We start from the raw sequence: 19892 nt of genomic DNA on the forward strand, positions 1-19892 counted from the left end.
TTCGGCCATGAGATCGCAGCCGGTTTGCGACGCTGCGGCGAAGATCCAGCCGATTGCGTGCGGAAGACGGCGCGACCGAGCGGAGATCCTATCGCAATGCGAACGAGCCGAAATTCTGCCGATCGACGGGGCCGAATGTGGCCGGGACCTGCAGTGCGACCTGCATGCGGTTGGTGACCTTCATCTTGCGCATGACGTTGCGCAGGTGAACCTTGACGGTCGAAAGCGACATGCCGAGTTCGTAGGCGATGATCTTGTTCGACTTTCCCTGGCAGACGCACTCGACGACGTCGCGCTCCCGTCGTGTCAGAAAGACGTCGGTTCCGCTACGCGACGAAGTGTTCGGCGTTTGGCGCATCCCGCCGGACGCACCGGAACGGCTCATGAGCCTTTCGAGCGAGTGCGGCGGTGTCGGGCACGCATGCGCAAGATCGAACGCTACGGCCCGTGGCCTTTCCGTCACGAAGATCGGGCGTTCCGGACGCGTGTGTTGTGCAGTTTCGCACGGGTAGTACGATACATGGCAAAGGACGAGGCGCAAGACCGCGATCGCCGCTTCGATGCTGAGGGTTTCCGGCAGGCACCCGGCGATCCCGAGACTGCCGCATTCGCTCGCGAGCCCCGGACGCGCCGCCCTGCATTTGAGGATGATGTCGCTTTCGGGATGGACGAAGCGAACGCGCGAAAGCCTCTCCGTCACCCGCGTATCCGATGGCGCCATCGTCCTGATATCCATGACCACGATATCGGGTGAAAATCCCGGCTCTCTCTCGATGTCCGCTCTGCAGCGAACTTCGAAGTCACGACAGTGCGCATGGAGGATCTGGGCGAACGCCTGAAGGGAAAGCGCATCCGTCCCTACCAGCAAAATCCTGAACATGCGAAGATCTTCTCGATCGTCCGCATGTCTATCCGTATCGGAATCACCCTTCGTTTCGCACGAAAACGCATCGTAGTCTGGAACGATAGATACGCGCATGTGCCCTAACCCTCGCGCTGGAGCATCCGGGATTTCATCTGTACGCTCTGTCGGTGATTTGCGAGCTATTATTCTACGGAAATTCGACGTTTCTTCCCTGGAATTTTGCGAAACAAAATAGTAAATAATTTTTTAAATGACAAGTTGATTGAATGCGCATCCGTCGCGGAATTTATGCGATTGAGGTAGAAATGCATCGGCTCTTCCGACAGCCAATAGGGGATTGCGGGATGCAAGGGGGCACTTTCATGCGGGTCGTTCGAAAGCTGTCGTATCTGGTATCGGGCGTTAGTTGCGTAACTTTTCTCTCATCGTTCGTCCCGGCGCACGGGGCGAGCATCGTCGACGACATCCCGGTTCCCGATCTTGCGGCTCTCGATCCGGCGTTGGCGGACAGCGGCTTCAATTCCGGCAGTGGCAATACCGGCCTCTTCAATGGCGGCAGCGACAATACGGGCTACTTCAATGCCGGCTCGGGCAATACGGGCGCCTTCAACGGCCTTGAGAACACGGGCGCCGACGACGGCAACGACAATACCGGCGTCTTCAACGGCAATCGCAACGCCGGCGACGCCAACGGTTCGCGAAACGTCGGCGCGTTCAACGGCAATCTGAACGCCGGCAGCGGCAACGGCTCGGGCAATAATGGCGACCTGAACGGGAACCAGAACGATTTTGCCAGCGCCGGGGCGAACAACGGGAACGCCAACGGCAACGCCAATGACGGCGCGCTGAACGGCAATGCGAACGGCGCGTTCGTCACCGGTTCGGACAATGGTAACGGTAACGGCAACGCCAACGCCGGAGCGCTCAACGGAAACCGCAACGGCAGCGGCGTCGCGTCGCCCGCCTCGACGTCCGGTCCGGTTACCGTCGAAGGCACGGCAACGTCCGTCGGCGAAGACGCATCGGCGTCCGGCTTCGCCGCGACGGCAGTCGGCCAGTTTTCCGCGAGCTCCGGCTTTGCGGCGACCGCGATCGGCCAGTTCGGTTCGGCCACCGGTTTCGCATCGACCAGTGTCGGTCAGTTCGCCGTCGCCTCCGGCTTCGCGTCGACGAGCGTCGGCCAGTTTTCCACCTCGTCCGATTTCGCTTCGACCGCGACGGGACAGTTTTCGAGCGCTTCGGGCTTCGCTTCGACGGCCAACGGCCAGTTCTCGAGCGCGTCCGGCGCGCTCAGCACGAGCGTCGGCCAGTTCTCGCAGGCATCGGCGACGGGCGCCACCGCGGTCGGTCAGAACGCCCGGGCGAACGCGCGGGCGAGCACCGCCATCGGGCAAGGCGCGACCGCCCGCAACGCCAATTCCGTCGCGATCGGGGCCGGGGTGGCGACGACGCGGGAAAACCAGGTCGTGCTCGGCACCGCCTCGCAGAGCGTCGCCATTCCGGGCGTGCGCTCTTCGCTGGCAAGGCGCCGCCAGTCCGGCGACACCTATTTCGTCACGTCCGACGACGGCGGCAACCTCGCGACTTCGACTTTCAGTCTCGATGATCTCGACCATCGCCTTTCGGATATCCGCCGCGATGCACGCGAGGGTTCGGCGGTGGCGATCGCGATCGGAGACGTGAGCTTTCTGCCCGAGGGGCGCAATTTCGGGCTCAAGGGCAATGTCGCCGTTTTCGGTGGCGAGGGGGCGGCCGGCGTCTCCTTCGCCGGTCGCCTGCCCGAAGCGCCGCACGGGACCGACATGTTTCTGACCGGCGGCCTCGGCGTCGGTATGGGGAGCGGGCTCGTCGGCGGGCGCGCCGGGCTTTCCATTGCCTGGTAGTCCGTCCGTTTTCGCGATCCTGCAGGTCTGCGTGCTCGCCCTGTCTTCCCTCGCATGCTGCTTCGAGGCGGCGACCGCACGGGACGAGAAGCCGCCGAGAACGCCGACGCCGAGCGCCCGTCCGCAAGCCGATGCGTCCGATGCGAGGCTCGTGCTCGTCCTCGTGCGCAACGTGTTCGTCGCGGTCGGGCAGGCGATCGCGGCCGGCAACTATTCCGTGCTTCGCGATCTCGCAGCGCCCGGCTTCCGGCGATCCTTTCCCGAAAGCCGGCTTGCCACCGTGTTCGAGCCGCTTGCCGAGGCGCGCATCGATTTTTCGACAAGCGTTCTGCTCGTTCCGAAGATCGCCCGCGCCGGCTTTCGCGACGACGGAACCCTCATCGTCGAAGGCGTCATGCCGACGAGCCCGGACGGCGTGCGGTTTCGCCTCCTGTTCCAACGGATCGATGGTGGCTGGCAGTTGCTCGGCATCTCGATGGACGCCGTCGCCGATCGTCAGGCGCCCGCATCCACCGGTGGGGCGGAAAGTGCGAAGCCCTCGCGATCGCCTTCTCCCCATCCGTGAAGCGGTTGCCAAGGCTCCATCGGCGAGCGGACGGGCACGGATCGGCTGCCGCGAGCATGGGCCGAAAGGGGTACGCCTGTTGGTCGAATGGATCGAATGCCGCGGACAACCCAGAATGGGCTCGTCTTTACATTGCCTTACCGGGCTTTACCGGGCGGCGGTTCAGCGAAACCGGCCGCGGAGGAGGAAACCTTGATGCATCGTACCACTCTGGCCGGGATGGCCATTGCCGTCATCGTCTTCACCGGTGTTCACGGGAACCGAATCACGGCCCCGCAGTCGGCCCATATCCTGAAGGCCGGCTGGTCCATCGGCAATGGCAACGGAAACGGAAACGGCAATTCCGGCTTCGGTAACGGAAATTACAACGGCAACGGCAATGCCGGCTACGGCAACGGGAATGGCAACGGAAACGGGAACTCCGGCAAAGGCAACGGCAATGCCAATGGCGGCCACAATACCGGGATCGCCAACGGTAACGGGAACGGAAACGGCAATGTCGGCTTCGGCAACGGAAACCGGAACGGCGGCTACAACGCCGGCACCATGAACGGCAACGCAAACGGCAATGGCGCGCCGGACTCCCATGGCAATATCGGCTTCAGTAATGGCGGCAGCGGCAACATCGGTGCCTTCAACGGGCGCGGCAACGCGTCTTCCTCCTCCGGCAACGGCAATATCGGCGCGTATAACGGCAATGCGAACATGGGGCGGAACGACGGAAACGGCAATGTCGGCGCGTTCAACGGAAACTTCAACGGCGGCTCGCGCAACGGCAACGGCAATGTCGGGGCGTTCAACGGAAACCACAACGGGAACGGCAACCGCTGATGCAGGGTCGTACACCGTTCGATACGACCTGCTCTTAAACTCCGCCGACACGACCCGGCAGATGGCGTCCGCGTGCTGAAGCGGCGAACCCGCGAGCGGGAGGAAACGATGAAGAGATCAGTCGTCCTGTCCATACTTCTTTGCGCGACCTTCGTGCCCTTCGCCACCCGCATCGCGGCGGGCATGGCTGCGGATCGGCATTTCGCCCAGAGCTTCGGCACCGGGAACGGAAATGGCAACGGCAACGTCGGCAACGGCAATGGGAACGGCAATGCCGGAAATGGCAACGGCAACGGCAACACCGGCGACGACAACGGCAACGGCAACGCCGGGAGCGACAACGGCAACGACGATACCGGAAGCGGTTTCGGAAACGGGTTTTCGACCGACGGCAACGAGAACGGCCTCCCTTTCCGCAAGGATCGCCTCGGCGCTCCCCTGAAGGATCCGCTCCGGGCAACGGACGACGATCGCCTCCCGCGCATGCAGGCGGGCACGGACCGCAGTACCGAATCCACGGCCGATGCCTTCGCCATGAGCGCTCGGACGGGGAAGATACGCGTGCATGAACGCGTCGCGATGTCCGGGGCCTTTCAGGGTCGTACGGAAGGACCCTGTTCGCTCGTCTGAGGCGATGACGGTCGGTCCTTGCGCGCTGAAAGCGCATGGGCCGACCGATCTCGGCGAAGGAGGTTTCGCCTTTCCATGCGCACGGTCCGGACTGAACGGCTTTCCACGCCCGCCCGGGCGACGCCCGGGGCAGCAGGGCCGCCGAACGCAAAGGGCGAGCCGAAAGGACGCGTGCTCATCGCCATGGACCGGCGCCTCATCCGCGAGGCGCTGGCATACGAGTTGCGCAAACGCTTCGGCGAAAGCTGCGTTCTCGCCGTGCAGGACGATCAGGCGCGCGAGCCGACCGGAGGCGACGAGCCCTCCGTCATCATTCTCGACTGCTGCGACGGCGATGGCGATGCCGATGCACAGGCCACCATCCAGCGCACCGCCCACGACTTTCCGACGGCTCGCATCCTCGTCCTGTGCGAACCCGAAACCCTGGCCTCCCTTCCCGTCTGGTTGAGCGGAGAGATCGGCGGCTGCTTCACGAGCAACGATCCGCTCGAACTGCTGATGGCCGCCGTCGGCGTGCTGATGGCCGGCGGCGTCTTCTTCCCGGCCCCGCTCGTGCGGCGTCTGCTCACGCCGCGTTGAACCGGCGCGCTGGTTCGAGACGGCAAAAGCGACGCGGATTGCGCCCGTCTTCGGCCTATGGGGCTCGATCCGGTACCGCGGCCTATGGGGCTTGATCCGGTACCGCCATCTCGTGATCTCGAAACCGCGACGTCAGCCGCGCTCGCGCTTCGATGGCCAGACCTCCAGCACACCGGCGAGGAGGACCAGCGCGCCGCCCGCGAGTTCCAGCGGCGAGAGCAGCTCGCCGGCGAGGAGAGCCGCGGAAAGCGCGCCGACGATCACTTCCGTCATCAGGAGAATGCCGACGCGCACCGGTTCCAGTCGCACGGTCGCCCACATCAGGCTGGCAATCGACAGGCCCCACCATACCCCGCCGGCGACGAAGGCGAGCCCGACGGGTTCGATCAGGCGGCTCGAACCGAGTCCGACCGGCAGCGGTTCGAAGAACGGCGCCAGCACCAGCGACGTGATCGCCGCCCCCATGGAGAAGACGAAGGTGGCCGGAGCGGGCGCAAGCGGCGAACGGCTCCGCATTCCCGTCGTGGCGACGGACCAGCACAGGCCCGCGGCGAGCGCCATCCATTCGCCCGCGCCGCGCGGCAGAGGCATTTCACCGCCGGCGCCGAGCATAACGACGAGGCCGGCAAGGCCGACGAGGATCGCGAGCAATCGAAGGCGCCGCACCGGCCAGCCCATGACGAAGCGCCCGATCAACGTGCTCCAGACGGGCGTCAGGAAATAAAGCAGGATGACGATCGCTACCCGCCCGTAGACGAAGCCGACGGAGTAAAGCGCGAAGGCCGCGCCGCCGACGGCGATCGACACGAGGGCAAGACGATCGGCCCGGACGAGCCGATCGCGTTGGCCGATTGCCACCGGAAGGACGAGCAGCGAAGCGGCAAGCGTGATCGCGACCGTTCCCCAGGCGCCCGGCAACCCGGCATCGGCGATCGAGCGCACGGGCAGCCAGTAGAACCCCCAGAGAACGCCCGTGAAAACGACGATCGCCGTCGCCAACGACGTTGTCCCCATCGCCGGCGCGCTGCGTTCCTGCGTCATGCATATCCTTCAAATGATCGCCGGCGGATCGGCCCGAAGCCGGCATTCGACATGTTCGATCGGCGCCGAGGACCATTTCGACGCGGGCGTCGCATATGGCGATACGCGAGCCGCACGGGATTTGCTACCGGCCGCTTTTGCGTTCTTTCAACCCCGTTCGGAAGGCTAAACGTCAATGCTCCAGAAAGATGACGCCGTTAGCGGGCCATCCATCTTCGGCAAGACGATGGATGTCGGCGCGACCTCTCCATCCGAATGGCAACCCGCCTTTCGCAGCTTGACGCCGAGCACCGGCACGACGAAAAGCTCGCCATGCCGTCCTACCCCAACGACCCTGAAGCGACGTGGGACGCGTCCGAACGGTTTCTCGCAACCTCGCAAAGGAGCGCCCGCTGATGGCCATCGTTCTCAAACCCGTCGCCCTGCCCCATTTCGGTGTGCCGATCCGGGCGCCCGAAATCCCGCAGGAAATCTACGCCGAGCGTTGCGACACGCTCTATGCGCGGTCCGGTGCGGACTGGGTCGTTGTCTATGCCGACCGCGAGCATCTTGCGAACATCGCCTTCCTGAGCGCCTTCGAGCCGCGCTTCGAGGAGGCGCTGCTTCTTCTCGGGCCGGACGGAAGGCGCATCCTCGTATGCGGCAACGAAAGCAGCAGCTACGCGCCGCTCGCGCGTCTTCCGGAGACGGAGATCGTGCTTTGCCAGTCCCTGAGCCTGATGGGGCAGACGCGCGAGAGCGCCCCGGCGCTCGAAATCGTCCTCGAGGAGGTCGGTCTGAAGGCCGGCGATACGTTCGGCGTGGTCGGCTGGAAGTATCTCGGCCGGACGGAATGGAGTGGTGAAGCGCCGAGCTTCCAGGTTTCGGCCCATCTGATCGACGTCCTGCGCAAGATCGCCGGCAAGGACGGCTCGCTTGTCGAAGCGACGCCGATCCTCATGGATCCGGAAAAGGGCCTGCGCGCCGTCGTCGACGTCCATCAGATCGCCGCCGGCGAATGGGGAGCCGCCCGTGCGTCCGAGGCCGTCTGGCGGATCGTCACCGGCATTTCGCCCGGCGAGGACGAGTTCACTGCTGCCGCGCGCATGGGCTACGCCGGCGAGGAACTTTCGGCGCACGTCATGTTCGCGACGGCGGCGAAGGGCGAGCCGGTCGTCGGCCTTCGCAGTCCGCGCGGACGGATCCTTTCGGAAGGCGAAGGGGTTTCGACCGCCGTCAGCTACTGGGGCGGGCTTTCCTCGCGCGCCGGCATGATCGCGCGCGAGGACGATGATTTCGTCGAGATCGCCAAGTCCTATTTTGGGGCTTTGCTCACCTGGTACGAAACCGTCGACCTCGGCTGCGAGGGCGGCGAAGTCGATGCCGCGGTGCGCGCGAAGCTCGCCGAGGCGAAGCTGGAGCCGGCCCTCAATCCGGGCCATCTCGTCGGACACGACGAATGGATGAACACGCCGATCGTGCCCGGTGGCCGAACGCCGCTCGTTTCGGGCATGCCCTTCCAGGTCGACATCATCCCGACACCGATGTCGGCCGGAAAGGCCCTGAACTGCGAGGACGCCGTCACGCTCGCCGACGAAGCGTTGCGCGACGACCTTCGCACGCACTATCCGGAGACGGCGGACCGGATCGAAGCGCGCCGGCGCTTTCTCGCCGAAGAGCTGGGCGTTTCGCTGAAGGATTGCATCCTGCCCCTTTCCAACACCCCGCTCTGCCTGCCGCCCCTTTGGCTGCGCTCCAACATGCTGCTCGCCAAGGATTGAGGCGTTTCCGGATCGGGAGCGTTTTCGGCTAGACGGAAGTGCTCCCGATCCGCCAACCGCCTTCGAGCCATGCGACGAGTTCGCGCATGAACATCTGCGGCCGTTCCATCATGAAGAAGTGGCTGCAACCTTCGAACATGATCGTTCGCGACGCCGCGAGGCGCTCGGACATCCAGCCCGTGGCCGTCGGCGAACAGATCGGGTCCTGGGTGCCACCCATGACGAGGGTCGGGCAGGCGATCCCGGCGAGATCGGCGAGCGTGTCGTGCGCGAGACACGCATGGTTCTGCCGGACGTAACAGGCCGGCAGACGCGTCTCGCCACCGATCAGCGCTTCGATGCGGGCGATCTGGTCGCGCTCGGTGTTGAAGAAGTGCGAGCCGACGAAGTTGGCGATCGAGTGGCGGGCATGGTCAGCCCAGTCGCCGCGCCACTCGAGCACTTCGCGCATATCGGTGAGGACCCGGACGCCCATCGGATCGAGCTTCGCGAAGGAAGCGCAAAGGACGAGCGAGCGGACGAGGTCGGGACGCTGAAGCGCGACGATCTGGGCGATCGCCCCGCCCATGGAGCGGCCGACGACATGGGCGTTCTCGATGCCGAGGCGATCCATGAGCGCAATCGTGTCGCGAGCGAGATCTCCCGTCGTCACGGGTTCGTCGACCTGCGTGCTTTCGCCCGCCCCGCGATTGTCGAAGGTCACCACCCGAAAACGGTCGCCGAGGGCTTCGACCTGCGGTCTCCAGGCGCTGAGATCGCCGGCGAGACCATGGATCATGACGACCGGACTGCCCTGCCCTTCGTCGCGGTAGTTGATCTCGTAATCTCCGATCGAAACCATGGGCATTCGAACGTCCTCCGCTTGCGAACTCGGTCAGGTGCCGGCAGATGATTGCCGGGTCTCCGCGCCGAGATCGAGAAATGCGTAGATCGCTTCGAGGAACGCCGCCGGGGCCTGTGCCATCGGCGCGTGGCCGAGACCCGGCAACTCGACCAGTTGCGCACCTTCGATCGAGGCTGCCAGTTCGTGCGCCATCGGCGGCGGCGTGGCCGCGTCGAGCGAGCCGACGACGACGAGGGTCGGGTTTTCGATCCGGCCGATCTCTTCGCGAAGATCGAGGTTCGCGAGGGCCACGCACGCCTCGGCAAAGAAGGCTGGATTGGTCTTCACCAGCGCGGCGCGGCGCTCCTCCAGCATGGCCGGATTGTCGGCGAGGAACGGTTCGGGGAAGAGGCGTTTCATGGCGATGTCGACGACGCCTTCCATGCCGTGCTCGCGCACGCGGTCCGCCATCGTGTCGAACGAGGCGCGGCCTTCAGCGGAAAAGCCGACGCCGGTATCGGCAAGGACCAGACGATCGAACCTGCGCCCGTGCCGAATGGCGAGCGTACTGGCAATGAAGCCACCGAAGCCGTTGCCGAGGACGTCCGTATCCGCGCCGAGGTCGAGCGGGGCGAAGGCATCGGAGATCCGGTCGGCGATGCCCGTCATCGTTGCACCGGCCGAAGACGAACCGCCGAAGCCCGGAAGATCGGGCAGGATCACGCGGCGGCTTCGCGCGAGCGTCGGTACGATGCGATCGAAGATCGCCCGGTCGGCGAGAAGCGAATGGAGAAGAAGCAGCGGCTTGCCGCTTCCGTGCTCGACGACGTCGATGACGCCATCCTTCAGTTCGATGGAAGCCATGCTGCCCCTTCTTCAGTAAACGCCCAGCAACTGCTCGACGAGCTCGCCGTCGGTTTGGATGGATTCGACCGGTCCGGCATGCGCGACCCGGCCGTTGTTCAGGATGACGACATCGTCCGCGACTTCCATGGCGAGCTTGACGTTCTGCTCGACGAGAACGATCGACAGGCCGGTGCGGCTCAATTCCTTCAGTACCCTCGCCACCTCGGCGACGATCTGCGGAGCAAGCCCTTCGGACGGCTCGTCGAGCAGGAGCAGCCGCGGGCCTGTCATCAGCGCGCGGCCGATCGCCAGCATCTGCTGCTCGCCGCCCGACAGCGATCCCGCGAACTGGCGCCGGCGCTCCTCAAGCCGCGGAAAGGCCGAAAACGCGTCTTCCAGGCTCCAGCCCCGCCACCCTTCTCGCGAAGGCGTGCGCGCGGCGACGGTGAGATTTTCGTGCACGGTAAGCGACGGGAATATGCGCCGTCCCTGCGGCACGACGCCGACGCCTTTCTGGGAAATGCGTTCTGGCGACAGCCCCTGTATCGGCTCGCCGTAAAGGGTCATCTCCCGAGCCTTCGCGCGCACGAGGCCGACGATCGAGCCGATGCATGTCGACTTGCCCGCCCCGTTGCGGCCGAGAAGGCCGAGAACGCCGCCCGCCCGGACGCGAAGCGAAAGGTCGTGGAGGACGTGGCTGTCGCCGTAGAAGGCGTCGAGCCCGTCTAGAACGAGAGGATCAGTGGCCAAGGTAGACCTCCTTGGTTTTCGGGTCCGCGACCACTTCGGCACGGTTTCCCTCGACGACGACGGCACCGCGCTGCATGACGGTGATACGGTCGGCAAAGGCCAGCGCGACGTCCATGTCATGCTCGATCATGACGATCGTGACGCTTCGCGGAATGGATTCGAGAAGCCGTTGCACCTCGCCGCGTTCGTCCGCAGAAAGGCCGGCGAGCGGCTCGTCGAGCAGCAGCAGGCTCGGTTCCTGCGCCATCGCCATCGCGATTTCGAGGCGACGCCGCTCGCCATAGCTCGTTTCAGAAACCTTCCGGTCGGCAAGATGTTCGAGGCCGACCGTCGCAAGCACCTCGCGGGCGCGCTCCCTGAAGCCGGTGCGCCGGTCGAGGCTGGTGAACGGGTCGAAGCGGCATCGGCTGAGGCCCGTCAGCGACATGACGACGTTGTGCGTCAGCGTGCTTTCGGCAAACAGCGTGATGATCTGGTAGGTACGTGCGACGCCCATATGCGTTCGCTGATCGGTGCGCATGCGCGTGACGTCCCGCCCGAAGAGGCGGATCGACCCTGTGCTCGGACGGATATCGCCGGCGATGAGATTGAACAGGGTGGTCTTGCCCGCGCCGTTCGGACCGAGCAGGAGGTGACGTTCCCCCAGTTCCACCTTGAGAACCACGTCGCGAACCGCGGGCAGTCCGCCGAAATTCTTGCCGAGGCCGTCGACGTCGAGTGCCAGTTCGCTCATGACGAACGCTCCTGTACGGCAGCGGTCCCCGTCGCTTCGCCCGGTCCACCGCCAGCAGCCCTCCGACGCCGACCGAGAGCCAGTTTCGTCCAGCGCGTGGTGCCGGGAACGAGCCCTTCTGGCATGAACAGAACGATCATGACGAAGACGGCGCCGAGAAGCATGACCCATCGCGCGATGTACGCGCTCACGACGTTCTTGAGGACGACGACGAGCACCGCACCGACGATCGGACCGAAAAGCGTTCCCGCGCCGCCGGCAATGACCATCAGAAGCGTTTCGGCCGAGGTCATCAGGTTGAGGGCGTGCGGGCTGACGAACTGGTTGTAGTAGGCGTAGAGGATCCCCGCGATCGCTCCCCAGAACCCCGCATAGACGAAGCCGCACCACTGGACGAACCACACATTGTAGCCGAGCGCACGCATGCGCCGCGGTTGGTCGCGCGAGCCCCGAAGGCTGTGGCCGAAGGGTGAGCGGACGAAGAGTGCAATGCCTGCGAAGGCGACGAGGAAGAAACACAACGCGAAGTAGTAGAAGGCATTCGGATCGCCGAGATCGATGCCGAATGGATGCGGACGCTGCATGCCGCCGAGACCGTTGTCGCCGCCCGTCAGGCTCACCCAGCGAAAGGCGAGCCCCCAGAGGATCTGCCCGAGCGCCAGCGTGATCATCAGGAAGCCGAGCCCGCTCGCCCGCAGGGCGAGGAACCCGAAGAGCATGGCAAGGCCCGTCGTCGCCACGAGCGCGATCAGCGCTCCGGAAAACTGTCCGAAGCCGGCAAGCGTCGTCAGGTAGATCGTCACGTAGGCGGCGAAGCCGAGATAGGCCGCATGGCCGAGCGATGTCAGTCCGCCGAAGCCGACGAGCAGGTTCAGGCTCATGGCGAGGATGGCGTAGATGAGCACCTGGCTGGCGAGGTTGACGTAGAATGGCGAGCCGATCAGAACCGGAACAAGCACCAGCGCCACGACCATGACGACGAGCCAGACTCCCGATCGCGCCGTCATACGAGCCGCCTCCCGAAGAGGCCGGTCGGCCGGATCGTCAGGACGAGGACCATCGGCAGGAACAGGATGACGTATGCGAGATCCGGCACCAGCGCCTGGCCGTAGCTGTAGATGAAGCCGATCACGAGAGCGCCCACGAATGCGCCGCCGAGGCTGCCGACCCCGCCGAGAATGACGACGACGAGTGCCATTGGCAGCATGTCGGTATCCATGCTCGGATAGACCGAGAGGATCGGTCCGGCGAGAACGCCACCAGCGCCGGCGAGCGCCGAACCGAGGCAGAAGACCAGCGGGAAGAGAAGCGAGGTCCGGATACCCATCACGCGGGCCATCTCCATGTCATCGACGCCCGCCCTGATCATCGCGCCGACCCGGCTCCGTTCGAGGAGAAGCCAGAGCGCACCGGCAAGACAGACCGCGACGACGACCACGAACAGACGGTATTTCGGGAAGATGAGACCGCCGAAGCGCAGGACGCCCTGCAGTTCGGAAGGCATGGGCAGGGGCCGCGGATCGCCGGACCACAGCCACAGGCACCCGTCGGCGATAATGAAGGCGATGCCGAGGGTGACGAGCACCTGGGCAAGCGGCTGGCCCGCGAGACGACGCAGGATCAGCCCCTCCATCACGCCACCGAGCACACAGACCGTAAGCCCGCCAATCAGGATTGCCACCCAGAAGTTCATGCCATTGTCGATCGCCGAAAGGCCGACATAGGCGCCGAGCATGAAGAATGCGCCATGGGCAAGGTTTGCGACCCGCATCAATCCGAAGATCAGCGAAAAACCTGCGGCAAGGATGAAGAGGAGGGAACCGAACGCCAGACCGTTCAGCCCCTGTATGACCCAGAAGTTCATCGCCACCCTCTCCCCGAAAGCCCTACTTCTTTTCCCCACCACCATCGTAGTCTCGGGAATAGACGGGACCGGCCAAGAACTTCTTCGGATCGTAGGTCCAGAACTGGCTGACGGCCGGATAGGTCTTGATCACCGTGTTCTGCAGACGGCCATCCTTCTTCTCGACCTTGCGGATCTCGATATCCATGATCGGCTGGCCGTAGTCGTCGATCTTGACCGGGCCGTAAGGGCTCTTGTCGATATTGACGTTGCGCAGCGCCTTCATGAAGGCCTGCTTGTCGGAGACGTCGCCGTGGACCTGCTCGAGAGCGTTGTTGAGGAACTGGCAGGCCATGTAGGCGCCGACCGTGTAGTAGCCGGGATCGGAACCGTAGGCCTTGCGGACCGCCTTCACGAACGCCTGGTTCGTGGGCGTGTCGATGCCCGCGCTGTACCAGCCGGCGGAAATGACGCCGAGCGCTTCGTCGCCCATGTTCTTCAGGATGCCTTCGTCGACCGTCGTCATCGAGCCCAGCACCGGCTTCGTCATGCCGTAATTGCGATACTGGCCAAGGAACTTGATGCCGTTGCCGCCGGCGAAGGCGGCGAAGACCGCGTCGACATCGGGATCGATCTGCGTGATGTACGATCCGTAGTCGGCAGTGTTCAGCGGAGGCCACAACTTCTGGACGATCTCGCCGCCATTGTCCTTGAAGACGCGCTGGAAGCCTGAGGCGATCTCGTGGCCGAAGGCGAAGTCGTCGGCGATGATGGCGATCTTCTTGTAGCCGAGATCCTTGGCCGCATACTCGCCGAGCGGATGGTGCGCCTGCGCCGACGTTCCGACCGCGCGGACGAACCATGGGTTCGGCTTGCGCTGGGTCAGATCTTCCGCGGCGGCGGACGGCGAGATGATCGGCACCTTCACCTTGCGGATGTAGTCGTCGATCGCCAAAGCCTCGAAAGCGGCGAGCGGGCCGATCAGGACGTCCACGTTGTCGCGCTCGACGAGTTCCTGCGTCTTGGTCTTCGTGACGGCGGGCTGGCCTGCGGTGTCGGCGGTTATGACGTCGATCTTCCTCCCGGCCATCTTGCCGTCGTGCTGATCGACGCACAGCTTGAGCCCCTCCTCCATCTGGCGACCACCGGCAGCGAGCGCACCGGACTTCACGGTCAGGAAGCCGACCTTGATCGGACCGTTGTCCTGAGCCTGCGCACCAACCGTACCAAGGACGGCCGAAAGGACGAGTGCCGATAGGATTCCACCCGGTCGTAACATGCGTTTTCCTCCCAAGGAATATTCCTGTGATGCACCTGAAATGGCGCAGTCCTCGTTTCCAGACATCTCACCCTGACGAATGAGATGTCAATCGGAAACCTATTCACGCGCCGAAAAAGGGCATTTTTGCCGATTTTCGGACTTTTCGGAACTTTAAGGCGTTCGCCGATAACGAATTTGGACGTTGACGTGATATCTCACGATTGTTCATAACACTCGAAAGGAGCGATCGGGTGAAATGAGACAAACCGAGATCTATCAGGCGTTGAGAGGCGATATCCTCACCTGCAAGCTGCCGCCGGGGGCCGAACTGCGCGAGCAGGAGCTCGCCCAACAGTTCAAGGTGAGCAAGTCGCCGGTCCGGGAAGCCCTTCAGCATCTGGTGAAGGAAGGCCTGATGACCGTCATGCCGCGCCAGGGATACCGTGTCTCGCCGGTTTCCATGTCCGATGCACAAGACATGTTCGCCTTCCGCAAGGTGCTCGAACTCGCATGCGTCGCGGAAGCCGCGAAGAGCGCCGACGACGAGACGCTTCGCACCCTCGATCGCTTCCGAAGCTTCGAGAGCGCCGATCAGGAGGAGTTCATCGCCTATAACCGCGATTTCCACTGCGCGCTCGCCCAGTGCTCGGGCAACAACAGAATGAGCCGCGCCGCGTCCGACCTGATCGAGGAAATGGACCGGCTGGTCCGCATGAGCGTGGCCGCGATCCGGGGCCGCAATCCACGCAAGCTCGTCGAAGAACATGCGCACATCATCGACGCCGTGCAGAAGCGCAACGCCAAGCAGGCAGTCAACCTGCTGAAGTCGCATACCACCGCAGCCGAGAAACGATTCATCACGGCCCTGGAATGGGCCGCGGTCCAGGCCTAAGCGCCGCCGCCATACGCACAAAGGGAGAAGACATGTCCGCTGCAGGCAAGCCGAACGCGACGAACGACGCCGAAACCCATGGGCTTTATATCGACGGAGGAGAAGTCGCCGGAGAGACCGGCGAGCTGATCGACGTGCGCAATCCGGCGAACGGCGATGTCATCGCACGCATCCCGCATGCAACCGACGCCGACGTCGACCGCGCCGTCATGAGCGCGCGCCGCGCGTTCGAAAGCGATGAATGGGGCAAGATGGAGCTGCGCACCCGCGCACGCCTCGTCAACAAGCTCGCCGACGCATTCGAGAGCCATCTCGACGAGCTCTACCATCTCGAGACGGTGAACAACGGCCGGCCGCTTACCGAGACGCGAGCCCAGCTTCGCAGGCTGCCCGACTTCTTCCGATACAATGCCGGCCTCGCCCTTTCCCGGCGCGACGCCGTCATCCCGGTCGAAGGGGACTACCTGAACTACACGCTCCGCCGGCCGATCGGCGTGGTCGGCAACTGCACCCCGTTCAACCATCCGCTGATGATCATGTGCAAGAGCCTTGCCCCGGTCTTCGCCTCGGGATGCACTACCGTCGTCAAGCCTTCGGAATACACGCCGCTGACGACGCTGGCGCTTGCCAGGATCTTTACCGAGGCCGGCCTGCCCGACGGCGTCTTCAACATCGTCACCGGGCTCGGCCCGACGACCGGCAAGGCGCTTTGCGAGCATGATAACCTGAACAAGCTCGTGCTTACCGGCGGTACGGAAGCCGGGCAGATCGCCGGCGCCCAGGCCGGACGCCATTTCGCTCATCAGACGCTCGAACTCGGCGGCAAGACGCCTGTGGTCGTCTTCCCCGATTTCGACGTCGACCAGGCGGTCAACTACGCGGCCTTCGGGGCGTTCATCGGTGCCGGTCAGACCTGCGTTTGCGGAAGTCGCCACATCGTCCACGCCGACATCTACGATTCGTTCGTCGAAAAGCTTGCGGCCAAAGCGAAGGCGATCAAGATCGGCGATCCGACCAAGCCCGGAACCCAGCTCGGTCCCGTGATCTCCGAGAAGCAGCGACAGCGCGTGCTGAACTACGTCCGTGCGGGCATCGAGGACGGCGCGAAACTGGTCGCCGGCGGCGAAATTCCCGGCGAGCTTGCCGAAAGCGGCGGATACTTCGTGCAGCCGACGGTGTTCGCCGATGTCGAGGCGAACATGCGCATCTTTCAGGAGGAGGTGTTCGGACCCTTCACCTCGGTGACGAAGTTTCACGACGAGAAGGAAGCGATCGCGCTTGCGAACAACTCGCCCTTCGGGCTTGCCGCGGCGATCCGCACGCGCGACGTCGCACGCGCCCACCGCGTGGCCGCCGCAATCGAATGCGGCATCGTCTGGATTAACGACCACCACCGCCTCGACCCCGCTTCGCCGTGGGGCGGCGTGAAGCTTTCCGGCATCGGCCGCGAATTCGGACCGGAATCCTTCGAGGACCATTTCGAAGTGAAGAGCGTAATGGTCAATACCGGCGACGGGCCCTTCGACTGGTACGAAGGCACGTCGGGACAGGCACGGCTGAACTAGAGCATCAACCAGCCGGACTGATCCAGTCCGGCGTCGTGAACGATGCGCAAAACCAAGGGATAGAGCGCTGGACCTGATTCAATCAGGTCGCAAAGCGCTTTGGGGACCCGGTTCATATCGCACGACCAGATCGGACGGCGCCGTTTTCTGCGGCGCCGTCGAAACGTAACGACAACGAGCGTCACGTGGACTGGTCTCGGCGGCGTTGCGGATGGCCGCGCGGCCATAAGCGTTGCCGGACGGATGACCTGAGCCTCTTCCGAACCAGGCACGGCCTCAGCCCCATTCGCTACCGGCAGTAGCCGGCATCGCTGGTGATCCACTCACCTTCCAGGGCGGAGGTCATTCCGCCCCGGCGGTCACGTCTCGTATGTGGCGCTTACAGCGTCGGCATCGTGAATTGCGGATCGTCGCGCTGGCCCTTCGGCCACCGCGTCGTGGTCGTCTTGATGCGCGTATAGAAGCGCACGCCTTCCATGCCGTGCATGGCATAATCGCCGAAGATCGAGTTCTTCCAGCCGCCGAAGGAATGGAAAGCCATCGGCACCGGGATCGGTACGTTGACGCCGACCATGCCGACCTCGATCTCGCGCGAGAAGGTCCGTGCCACATCGCCGTCACGGGTAAAGATCGCCGTGCCGTTGGCGTATTGGTGGCTATGGATAAGGTCGACGGCCTCGCGGTAGGAATTGCGCCTCACCATGGAAAGAACCGGCCCGAAGATCTCGTCGCGGTAGATCGACATCTCCGGCGTCACCCGATCGAAGAGCGTTCCGCCGACGAAGAAACCATTCTCGTAGCCCTGCTTGTCCTGACGGAAGGCACGACCGTCGACGACGAGGTCGGCACCTTCCTCGACGCCCTTGTCGATGTAGCCGAGCACCTTGTCCCGGTGCTCGCCGGTGACGAGCGGTCCCATGTCCGAACCCGCATCGCCAGCCGGGCCGATCTTCAACGCCTCGATCTTCGGAACGAGCCGTTCCTTCAGCGCCTCGGCCGTCTTTTCTCCGACCGGTACGGCCACGGAAATCGACATGCAGCGCTCGCCGGCGGAACCGTAGGCCGCGCCCATCAGCGCGTTCGCCGCCATGTCGAGGTCGGCGTCCGGCATGACGATCATGTGGTTCTTCGCACCGCCGAGCGCCTGGACACGCTTGCCGGCGGCCGTCCCGCGCGAATGGATGTATTCGGCGATCGGCGTCGAACCGACGAAAGAGACCGCCTTGACGTCCGGATGGTCGATGAGCGCATCGACGGCGACCTTGTCGCCCTGGACGACGTTGAAGACGCCGTCCGGCAGGCCGGCCTCGCTCAGCCATTCGGCCATGAGCAGAGAGACGGAAGGGTCGCGCTCGGAGGGCTTGAGAACGAAGGTGTTGCCGCAGGCCAGTGCTACCGGGAACATCCACATCGGCACCATGGCCGGAAAGTTGAACGGCGTGATGCCGGCGACGACGCCGAGCGGCTGGCGCACCGAATGCGAATCGACACCGCGCCCGACGTTCTCGGAAAATTCGCCTTTGAGCAGGGTGGGCGCACCACCGGCAAACTCGACGACTTCCATGCCGCGCGTAACCTCGCCGAGCGCGTCCTCATGCGTCTTTCCATGCTCGGACGAAATCGCCTCGGCAAGCCGATCGGCGCGTTCGACGAGGATCGCACGAAAGCGATCGAGGATTCGCGCGCGGCGCAGCGGCGGCGTTTCGGCCCATTCGGGCCATGCCGCGTTCGCGGCCGAAACCGCAGCCGATACGTCTCCTTCGCTAGCAAGAACGACGGTTTCCGTGCTCTCTCCGCGGGCGGGGTCGTAGACCGGTTGGGTGCGCGTACCGTCGCCTTCGGTTCGGGCGCCGGCGATATAATGGCCGATGGTCATAAAATGTCCTCCTTTGACGGTCCAACAGACTTGTCAACGATGAACGCGCATAGCAATCTCTCGAAATGAGACCAGGCTATGCGCGAATGCATACACTGAGCGGTGCGGAAAGATGGATTGGGATGATGGTCGTCTGTTCCTTACGGTGGCGCGCGCCGGCCAGATGCTCGGCGCGGCGCGCACGCTTGGCGTCAACCAGGCGACGCTGAGCCGGCGCATCGCCGCGCTAGAGGCCTCGCTTGGCGCGAGCCTGCTGACGCGCCACGCCCATGGCTGCGAACTGACGGAGGACGGGGAAGCGCTCGCAGCATCCCTCGAACGGGCAGAGGCGGAATTCGTACAGGCGCAGGCGCGTTTCAACGGGTCCGGTCGCACGATTTCCGGAACGCTGCGCATCGGTGCACCGGACGGATTCGGCGTATCTTTCCTAGCGCCGCGTCTCGGAGATTTCGCCGAGCGCCATCCTCACCTCACCATCCAGCTCGTCGCCGTACCGCAAGCCTTTTCGCTGTCGCGTCGGGAGGCCGACATCGCGGTCATGGTCGGCCGGCCCGAACAGAAGCGGCTCGTGGCGCGCAAGCTTACCGACTACACGCTCGGTCTCTACGCCTCCCGTGGATACGCCGAGGCGCATGGCCTGCCCCGTTCGCCGGAAGATCTGCGCGCCCACCGCCTCGTCGGCTACGTCGAGGACCTGATCTTCTCTACATCCTTGAACTTTACGGATGCGTTCTGGCCGTCATGGCGTTCTCGCGTGGAAATCTCTTCCGCCACGGGACAGATGGAAGCGATCCGCGCCGGGTGCGGCATTGGCGTGCTGCACGACTATCTGGCCCTGCCGCACGGCGATCTCGTTCCGGTCCTGCCGGCCCTTTCGGCCAAACGTGCGTACTGGCTCGTCTATCACGAAAGCGTACGCAGGCTTGCGCGTATCCGTGCGGCGGTGGACTTCCTGACGGAAATCGTCGGCAGCGAAAGCGCCCGGTTCGCCGCACGGGAACATATCCCCGGCTGAAGGCTCCGTCAAAGCATCAACGGAAGCGGGCGGCGAACCATTCGAAGGAGGCGTGTGCGCTTTCGAAGGGTGGGCGGGCGGGGTAATCGACCTCGGCGATCAGGAAGCCCGCGAAGTTCGGGGCGAGCGTTGCC

20 protein-coding genes are annotated in these 19892 nt (G+C 64.3%); 10 read left to right on the plus strand and 10 right to left on the minus strand.

Annotated elements, in window-relative coordinates; all coding sequences use genetic code 11:
* Positions 1-88 precede the first annotated feature (88 nt).
* Positions 89-736 carry a helix-turn-helix domain-containing protein gene (locus tag FJU11_RS09980; RefSeq protein ID WP_235890975.1) on the minus strand — a complete coding sequence of 216 codons (648 nt, stop codon included), beginning with the start codon at positions 734-736 and terminating at the stop codon, positions 89-91.
* Positions 737-814: 78 nt separating this feature from the next.
* On the opposite strand from FJU11_RS09980, the gene FJU11_RS18290 reads away from it, so the two are divergent.
* The 6 genes from FJU11_RS18290 (at position 815) to FJU11_RS10005 (ending at position 5353) form a co-directional block, all read left to right on the plus strand.
* Positions 815-988, plus strand: coding sequence for a hypothetical protein (locus tag FJU11_RS18290; protein ID WP_181408130.1), 174 nt, complete (start codon positions 815-817; stop codon positions 986-988).
* Positions 989-1365: 377 nt separating this feature from the next.
* Complete coding sequence (locus FJU11_RS09985) at positions 1366-2748, plus strand: hypothetical protein (protein WP_141166905.1); 1383 nt, start codon at positions 1366-1368, stop codon at positions 2746-2748.
* The gene (locus FJU11_RS09990) at positions 2738-3313 is read left to right on the plus strand and encodes a nuclear transport factor 2 family protein (RefSeq protein ID WP_141166906.1); all 576 of its coding nucleotides are present in this window, start codon (positions 2738-2740) and stop codon (positions 3311-3313) included. Before FJU11_RS09985 ends, FJU11_RS09990 begins: the two co-directional genes overlap by 11 nt.
* A 195-nt stretch (positions 3314-3508) precedes the next feature.
* The gene (locus tag FJU11_RS18295) at positions 3509-4144 is read left to right on the plus strand and encodes a hypothetical protein (RefSeq protein ID WP_181408128.1); all 636 of its coding nucleotides are present in this window, start codon (positions 3509-3511) and stop codon (positions 4142-4144) included.
* Positions 4145-4252: 108 nt separating this feature from the next.
* Entirely contained in the window at positions 4253-4774 is a 522-nt protein-coding gene (locus FJU11_RS10000; RefSeq protein ID WP_141166907.1) for a hypothetical protein, read from the plus strand.
* A gap of 75 nt (positions 4775-4849) precedes the next feature.
* On the plus strand, positions 4850-5353 hold the full coding sequence (locus FJU11_RS10005) for a response regulator transcription factor (RefSeq protein ID WP_141166908.1): 504 nt from the start codon (positions 4850-4852) through the stop codon (positions 5351-5353).
* A gap of 132 nt (positions 5354-5485) precedes the next feature.
* On the opposite strand, the gene FJU11_RS10010 is transcribed toward FJU11_RS10005, so the two are convergent.
* Positions 5486-6394 carry a DMT family transporter gene (locus FJU11_RS10010; protein WP_210242865.1) on the minus strand — a complete coding sequence of 303 codons (909 nt, stop codon included), beginning with the start codon at positions 6392-6394 and terminating at the stop codon, positions 5486-5488.
* A 395-nt stretch (positions 6395-6789) separates the two neighbouring features.
* Here FJU11_RS10010 and FJU11_RS10015 point away from each other — a divergent pair, with 395 nt between their 5' ends.
* Positions 6790-8154 carry a M24 family metallopeptidase gene (locus tag FJU11_RS10015; protein WP_141166909.1) on the plus strand — a complete coding sequence of 455 codons (1365 nt, stop codon included), beginning with the start codon at positions 6790-6792 and terminating at the stop codon, positions 8152-8154.
* Between the two features lie 28 nt (positions 8155-8182).
* On the opposite strand, the gene FJU11_RS10020 is transcribed toward FJU11_RS10015, so the two are convergent.
* The 7 genes from FJU11_RS10020 to FJU11_RS10050 are packed head-to-tail and all read right to left on the minus strand — an operon-like array spanning position 8183 to position 14428.
* Positions 8183-8995, minus strand: coding sequence for an alpha/beta fold hydrolase (locus FJU11_RS10020; protein WP_210242866.1), 813 nt, complete (start codon positions 8993-8995; stop codon positions 8183-8185).
* A gap of 33 nt (positions 8996-9028) precedes the next feature.
* Complete coding sequence (locus FJU11_RS10025) at positions 9029-9841, minus strand: alpha/beta fold hydrolase (RefSeq protein ID WP_141166911.1); 813 nt, start codon at positions 9839-9841, stop codon at positions 9029-9031.
* Positions 9842-9853: 12 nt separating this feature from the next.
* Positions 9854-10573 carry an ABC transporter ATP-binding protein gene (locus FJU11_RS10030; protein WP_141166912.1) on the minus strand — a complete coding sequence of 240 codons (720 nt, stop codon included), beginning with the start codon at positions 10571-10573 and terminating at the stop codon, positions 9854-9856.
* On the minus strand, positions 10563-11306 hold the full coding sequence (locus tag FJU11_RS10035) for an ABC transporter ATP-binding protein (protein WP_141166913.1): 744 nt from the start codon (positions 11304-11306) through the stop codon (positions 10563-10565). The genes FJU11_RS10030 and FJU11_RS10035 overlap by 11 nt, the downstream gene beginning before the upstream one ends.
* Complete coding sequence (locus FJU11_RS10040; RefSeq protein ID WP_141166914.1) at positions 11303-12313, minus strand: branched-chain amino acid ABC transporter permease; 1011 nt, start codon at positions 12311-12313, stop codon at positions 11303-11305. The genes FJU11_RS10035 and FJU11_RS10040 overlap by 4 nt, the downstream gene beginning before the upstream one ends.
* A complete protein-coding gene (locus FJU11_RS10045; protein WP_141166915.1) occupies positions 12310-13170 on the minus strand; it encodes a branched-chain amino acid ABC transporter permease in 861 nt (286 codons plus the stop codon). Before FJU11_RS10045 ends, FJU11_RS10040 begins: the two co-directional genes overlap by 4 nt.
* Positions 13171-13192: 22 nt before the next feature.
* Positions 13193-14428, minus strand: a complete 1236-nt coding sequence (locus FJU11_RS10050; RefSeq protein ID WP_141166916.1) for an ABC transporter substrate-binding protein — start codon at positions 14426-14428, stop codon at positions 13193-13195.
* 238 nt (positions 14429-14666) lie between these two features.
* Between FJU11_RS10050 and FJU11_RS10055 the strand changes: the two genes are divergently transcribed.
* Together FJU11_RS10055 and FJU11_RS10060 are read left to right on the plus strand one after the other, a co-directional pair.
* A complete protein-coding gene (locus tag FJU11_RS10055; protein ID WP_141166917.1) occupies positions 14667-15302 on the plus strand; it encodes a GntR family transcriptional regulator in 636 nt (211 codons plus the stop codon).
* Between the two features lie 32 nt (positions 15303-15334).
* Positions 15335-16867: an aldehyde dehydrogenase gene (locus FJU11_RS10060; protein ID WP_141166918.1), complete on the plus strand. Its 1533-nt coding sequence runs from the start codon at positions 15335-15337 to the stop codon at positions 16865-16867.
* 379 nt (positions 16868-17246) lie between these two features.
* Here FJU11_RS10060 and FJU11_RS10065 read toward each other — a convergent pair whose 3' ends face one another.
* The gene (locus FJU11_RS10065) at positions 17247-18743 is read right to left on the minus strand and encodes a CoA-acylating methylmalonate-semialdehyde dehydrogenase (RefSeq protein ID WP_141166919.1); all 1497 of its coding nucleotides are present in this window, start codon (positions 18741-18743) and stop codon (positions 17247-17249) included.
* Positions 18744-18855: 112 nt separating this feature from the next.
* On the opposite strand from FJU11_RS10065, the gene FJU11_RS10070 reads away from it, so the two are divergent.
* Complete coding sequence (locus FJU11_RS10070; RefSeq protein ID WP_141166920.1) at positions 18856-19758, plus strand: LysR family transcriptional regulator; 903 nt, start codon at positions 18856-18858, stop codon at positions 19756-19758.
* Positions 19759-19892: the final 134 nt, after the last annotated feature.

Source organism: Pararhizobium mangrovi (assembly GCF_006516965.1).
GTDB lineage: Bacteria > Pseudomonadota > Alphaproteobacteria > Rhizobiales > Rhizobiaceae > Pararhizobium_B > Pararhizobium_B mangrovi.

Bases quoted from the DNA above. Each gene is read 5' to 3' on its own strand.
- FJU11_RS09980 (WP_235890975.1), bottom strand. From the start codon at position 736: ATGGATATCAGGACGATGGCGCCATCGGATACGCGGGTGACGGAGAGG.
- FJU11_RS18290 (WP_181408130.1), top strand. From the start codon at position 815: ATGGAGGATCTGGGCGAACGCCTGAAGGGAAAGCGCATCCGTCCCTAC.
- FJU11_RS18295 (WP_181408128.1), top strand. From the start codon at position 3,509: ATGCATCGTACCACTCTGGCCGGGATGGCCATTGCCGTCATCGTCTTC.
- FJU11_RS10000 (WP_141166907.1), top strand. From the start codon at position 4,253: ATGAAGAGATCAGTCGTCCTGTCCATACTTCTTTGCGCGACCTTCGTG.
- FJU11_RS10005 (WP_141166908.1), top strand. From the start codon at position 4,850: ATGCGCACGGTCCGGACTGAACGGCTTTCCACGCCCGCCCGGGCGACG.
- FJU11_RS10010 (WP_210242865.1), bottom strand. From the start codon at position 6,394: ATGACGCAGGAACGCAGCGCGCCGGCGATGGGGACAACGTCGTTGGCG.
- FJU11_RS10015 (WP_141166909.1), top strand. From the start codon at position 6,790: ATGGCCATCGTTCTCAAACCCGTCGCCCTGCCCCATTTCGGTGTGCCG.
- FJU11_RS10020 (WP_210242866.1), bottom strand. From the start codon at position 8,995: ATGGTTTCGATCGGAGATTACGAGATCAACTACCGCGACGAAGGGCAG.
- FJU11_RS10025 (WP_141166911.1), bottom strand. From the start codon at position 9,841: ATGGCTTCCATCGAACTGAAGGATGGCGTCATCGACGTCGTCGAGCAC.
- FJU11_RS10035 (WP_141166913.1), bottom strand. From the start codon at position 11,306: ATGAGCGAACTGGCACTCGACGTCGACGGCCTCGGCAAGAATTTCGGC.
- FJU11_RS10040 (WP_141166914.1), bottom strand. From the start codon at position 12,313: ATGACGGCGCGATCGGGAGTCTGGCTCGTCGTCATGGTCGTGGCGCTG.
- FJU11_RS10045 (WP_141166915.1), bottom strand. From the start codon at position 13,170: ATGAACTTCTGGGTCATACAGGGGCTGAACGGTCTGGCGTTCGGTTCC.
- FJU11_RS10050 (WP_141166916.1), bottom strand. From the start codon at position 14,428: ATGTTACGACCGGGTGGAATCCTATCGGCACTCGTCCTTTCGGCCGTC.
- FJU11_RS10055 (WP_141166917.1), top strand. From the start codon at position 14,667: ATGAGACAAACCGAGATCTATCAGGCGTTGAGAGGCGATATCCTCACC.
- FJU11_RS10060 (WP_141166918.1), top strand. From the start codon at position 15,335: ATGTCCGCTGCAGGCAAGCCGAACGCGACGAACGACGCCGAAACCCAT.
- FJU11_RS10065 (WP_141166919.1), bottom strand. From the start codon at position 18,743: ATGACCATCGGCCATTATATCGCCGGCGCCCGAACCGAAGGCGACGGT.
- FJU11_RS10070 (WP_141166920.1), top strand. From the start codon at position 18,856: ATGGATTGGGATGATGGTCGTCTGTTCCTTACGGTGGCGCGCGCCGGC.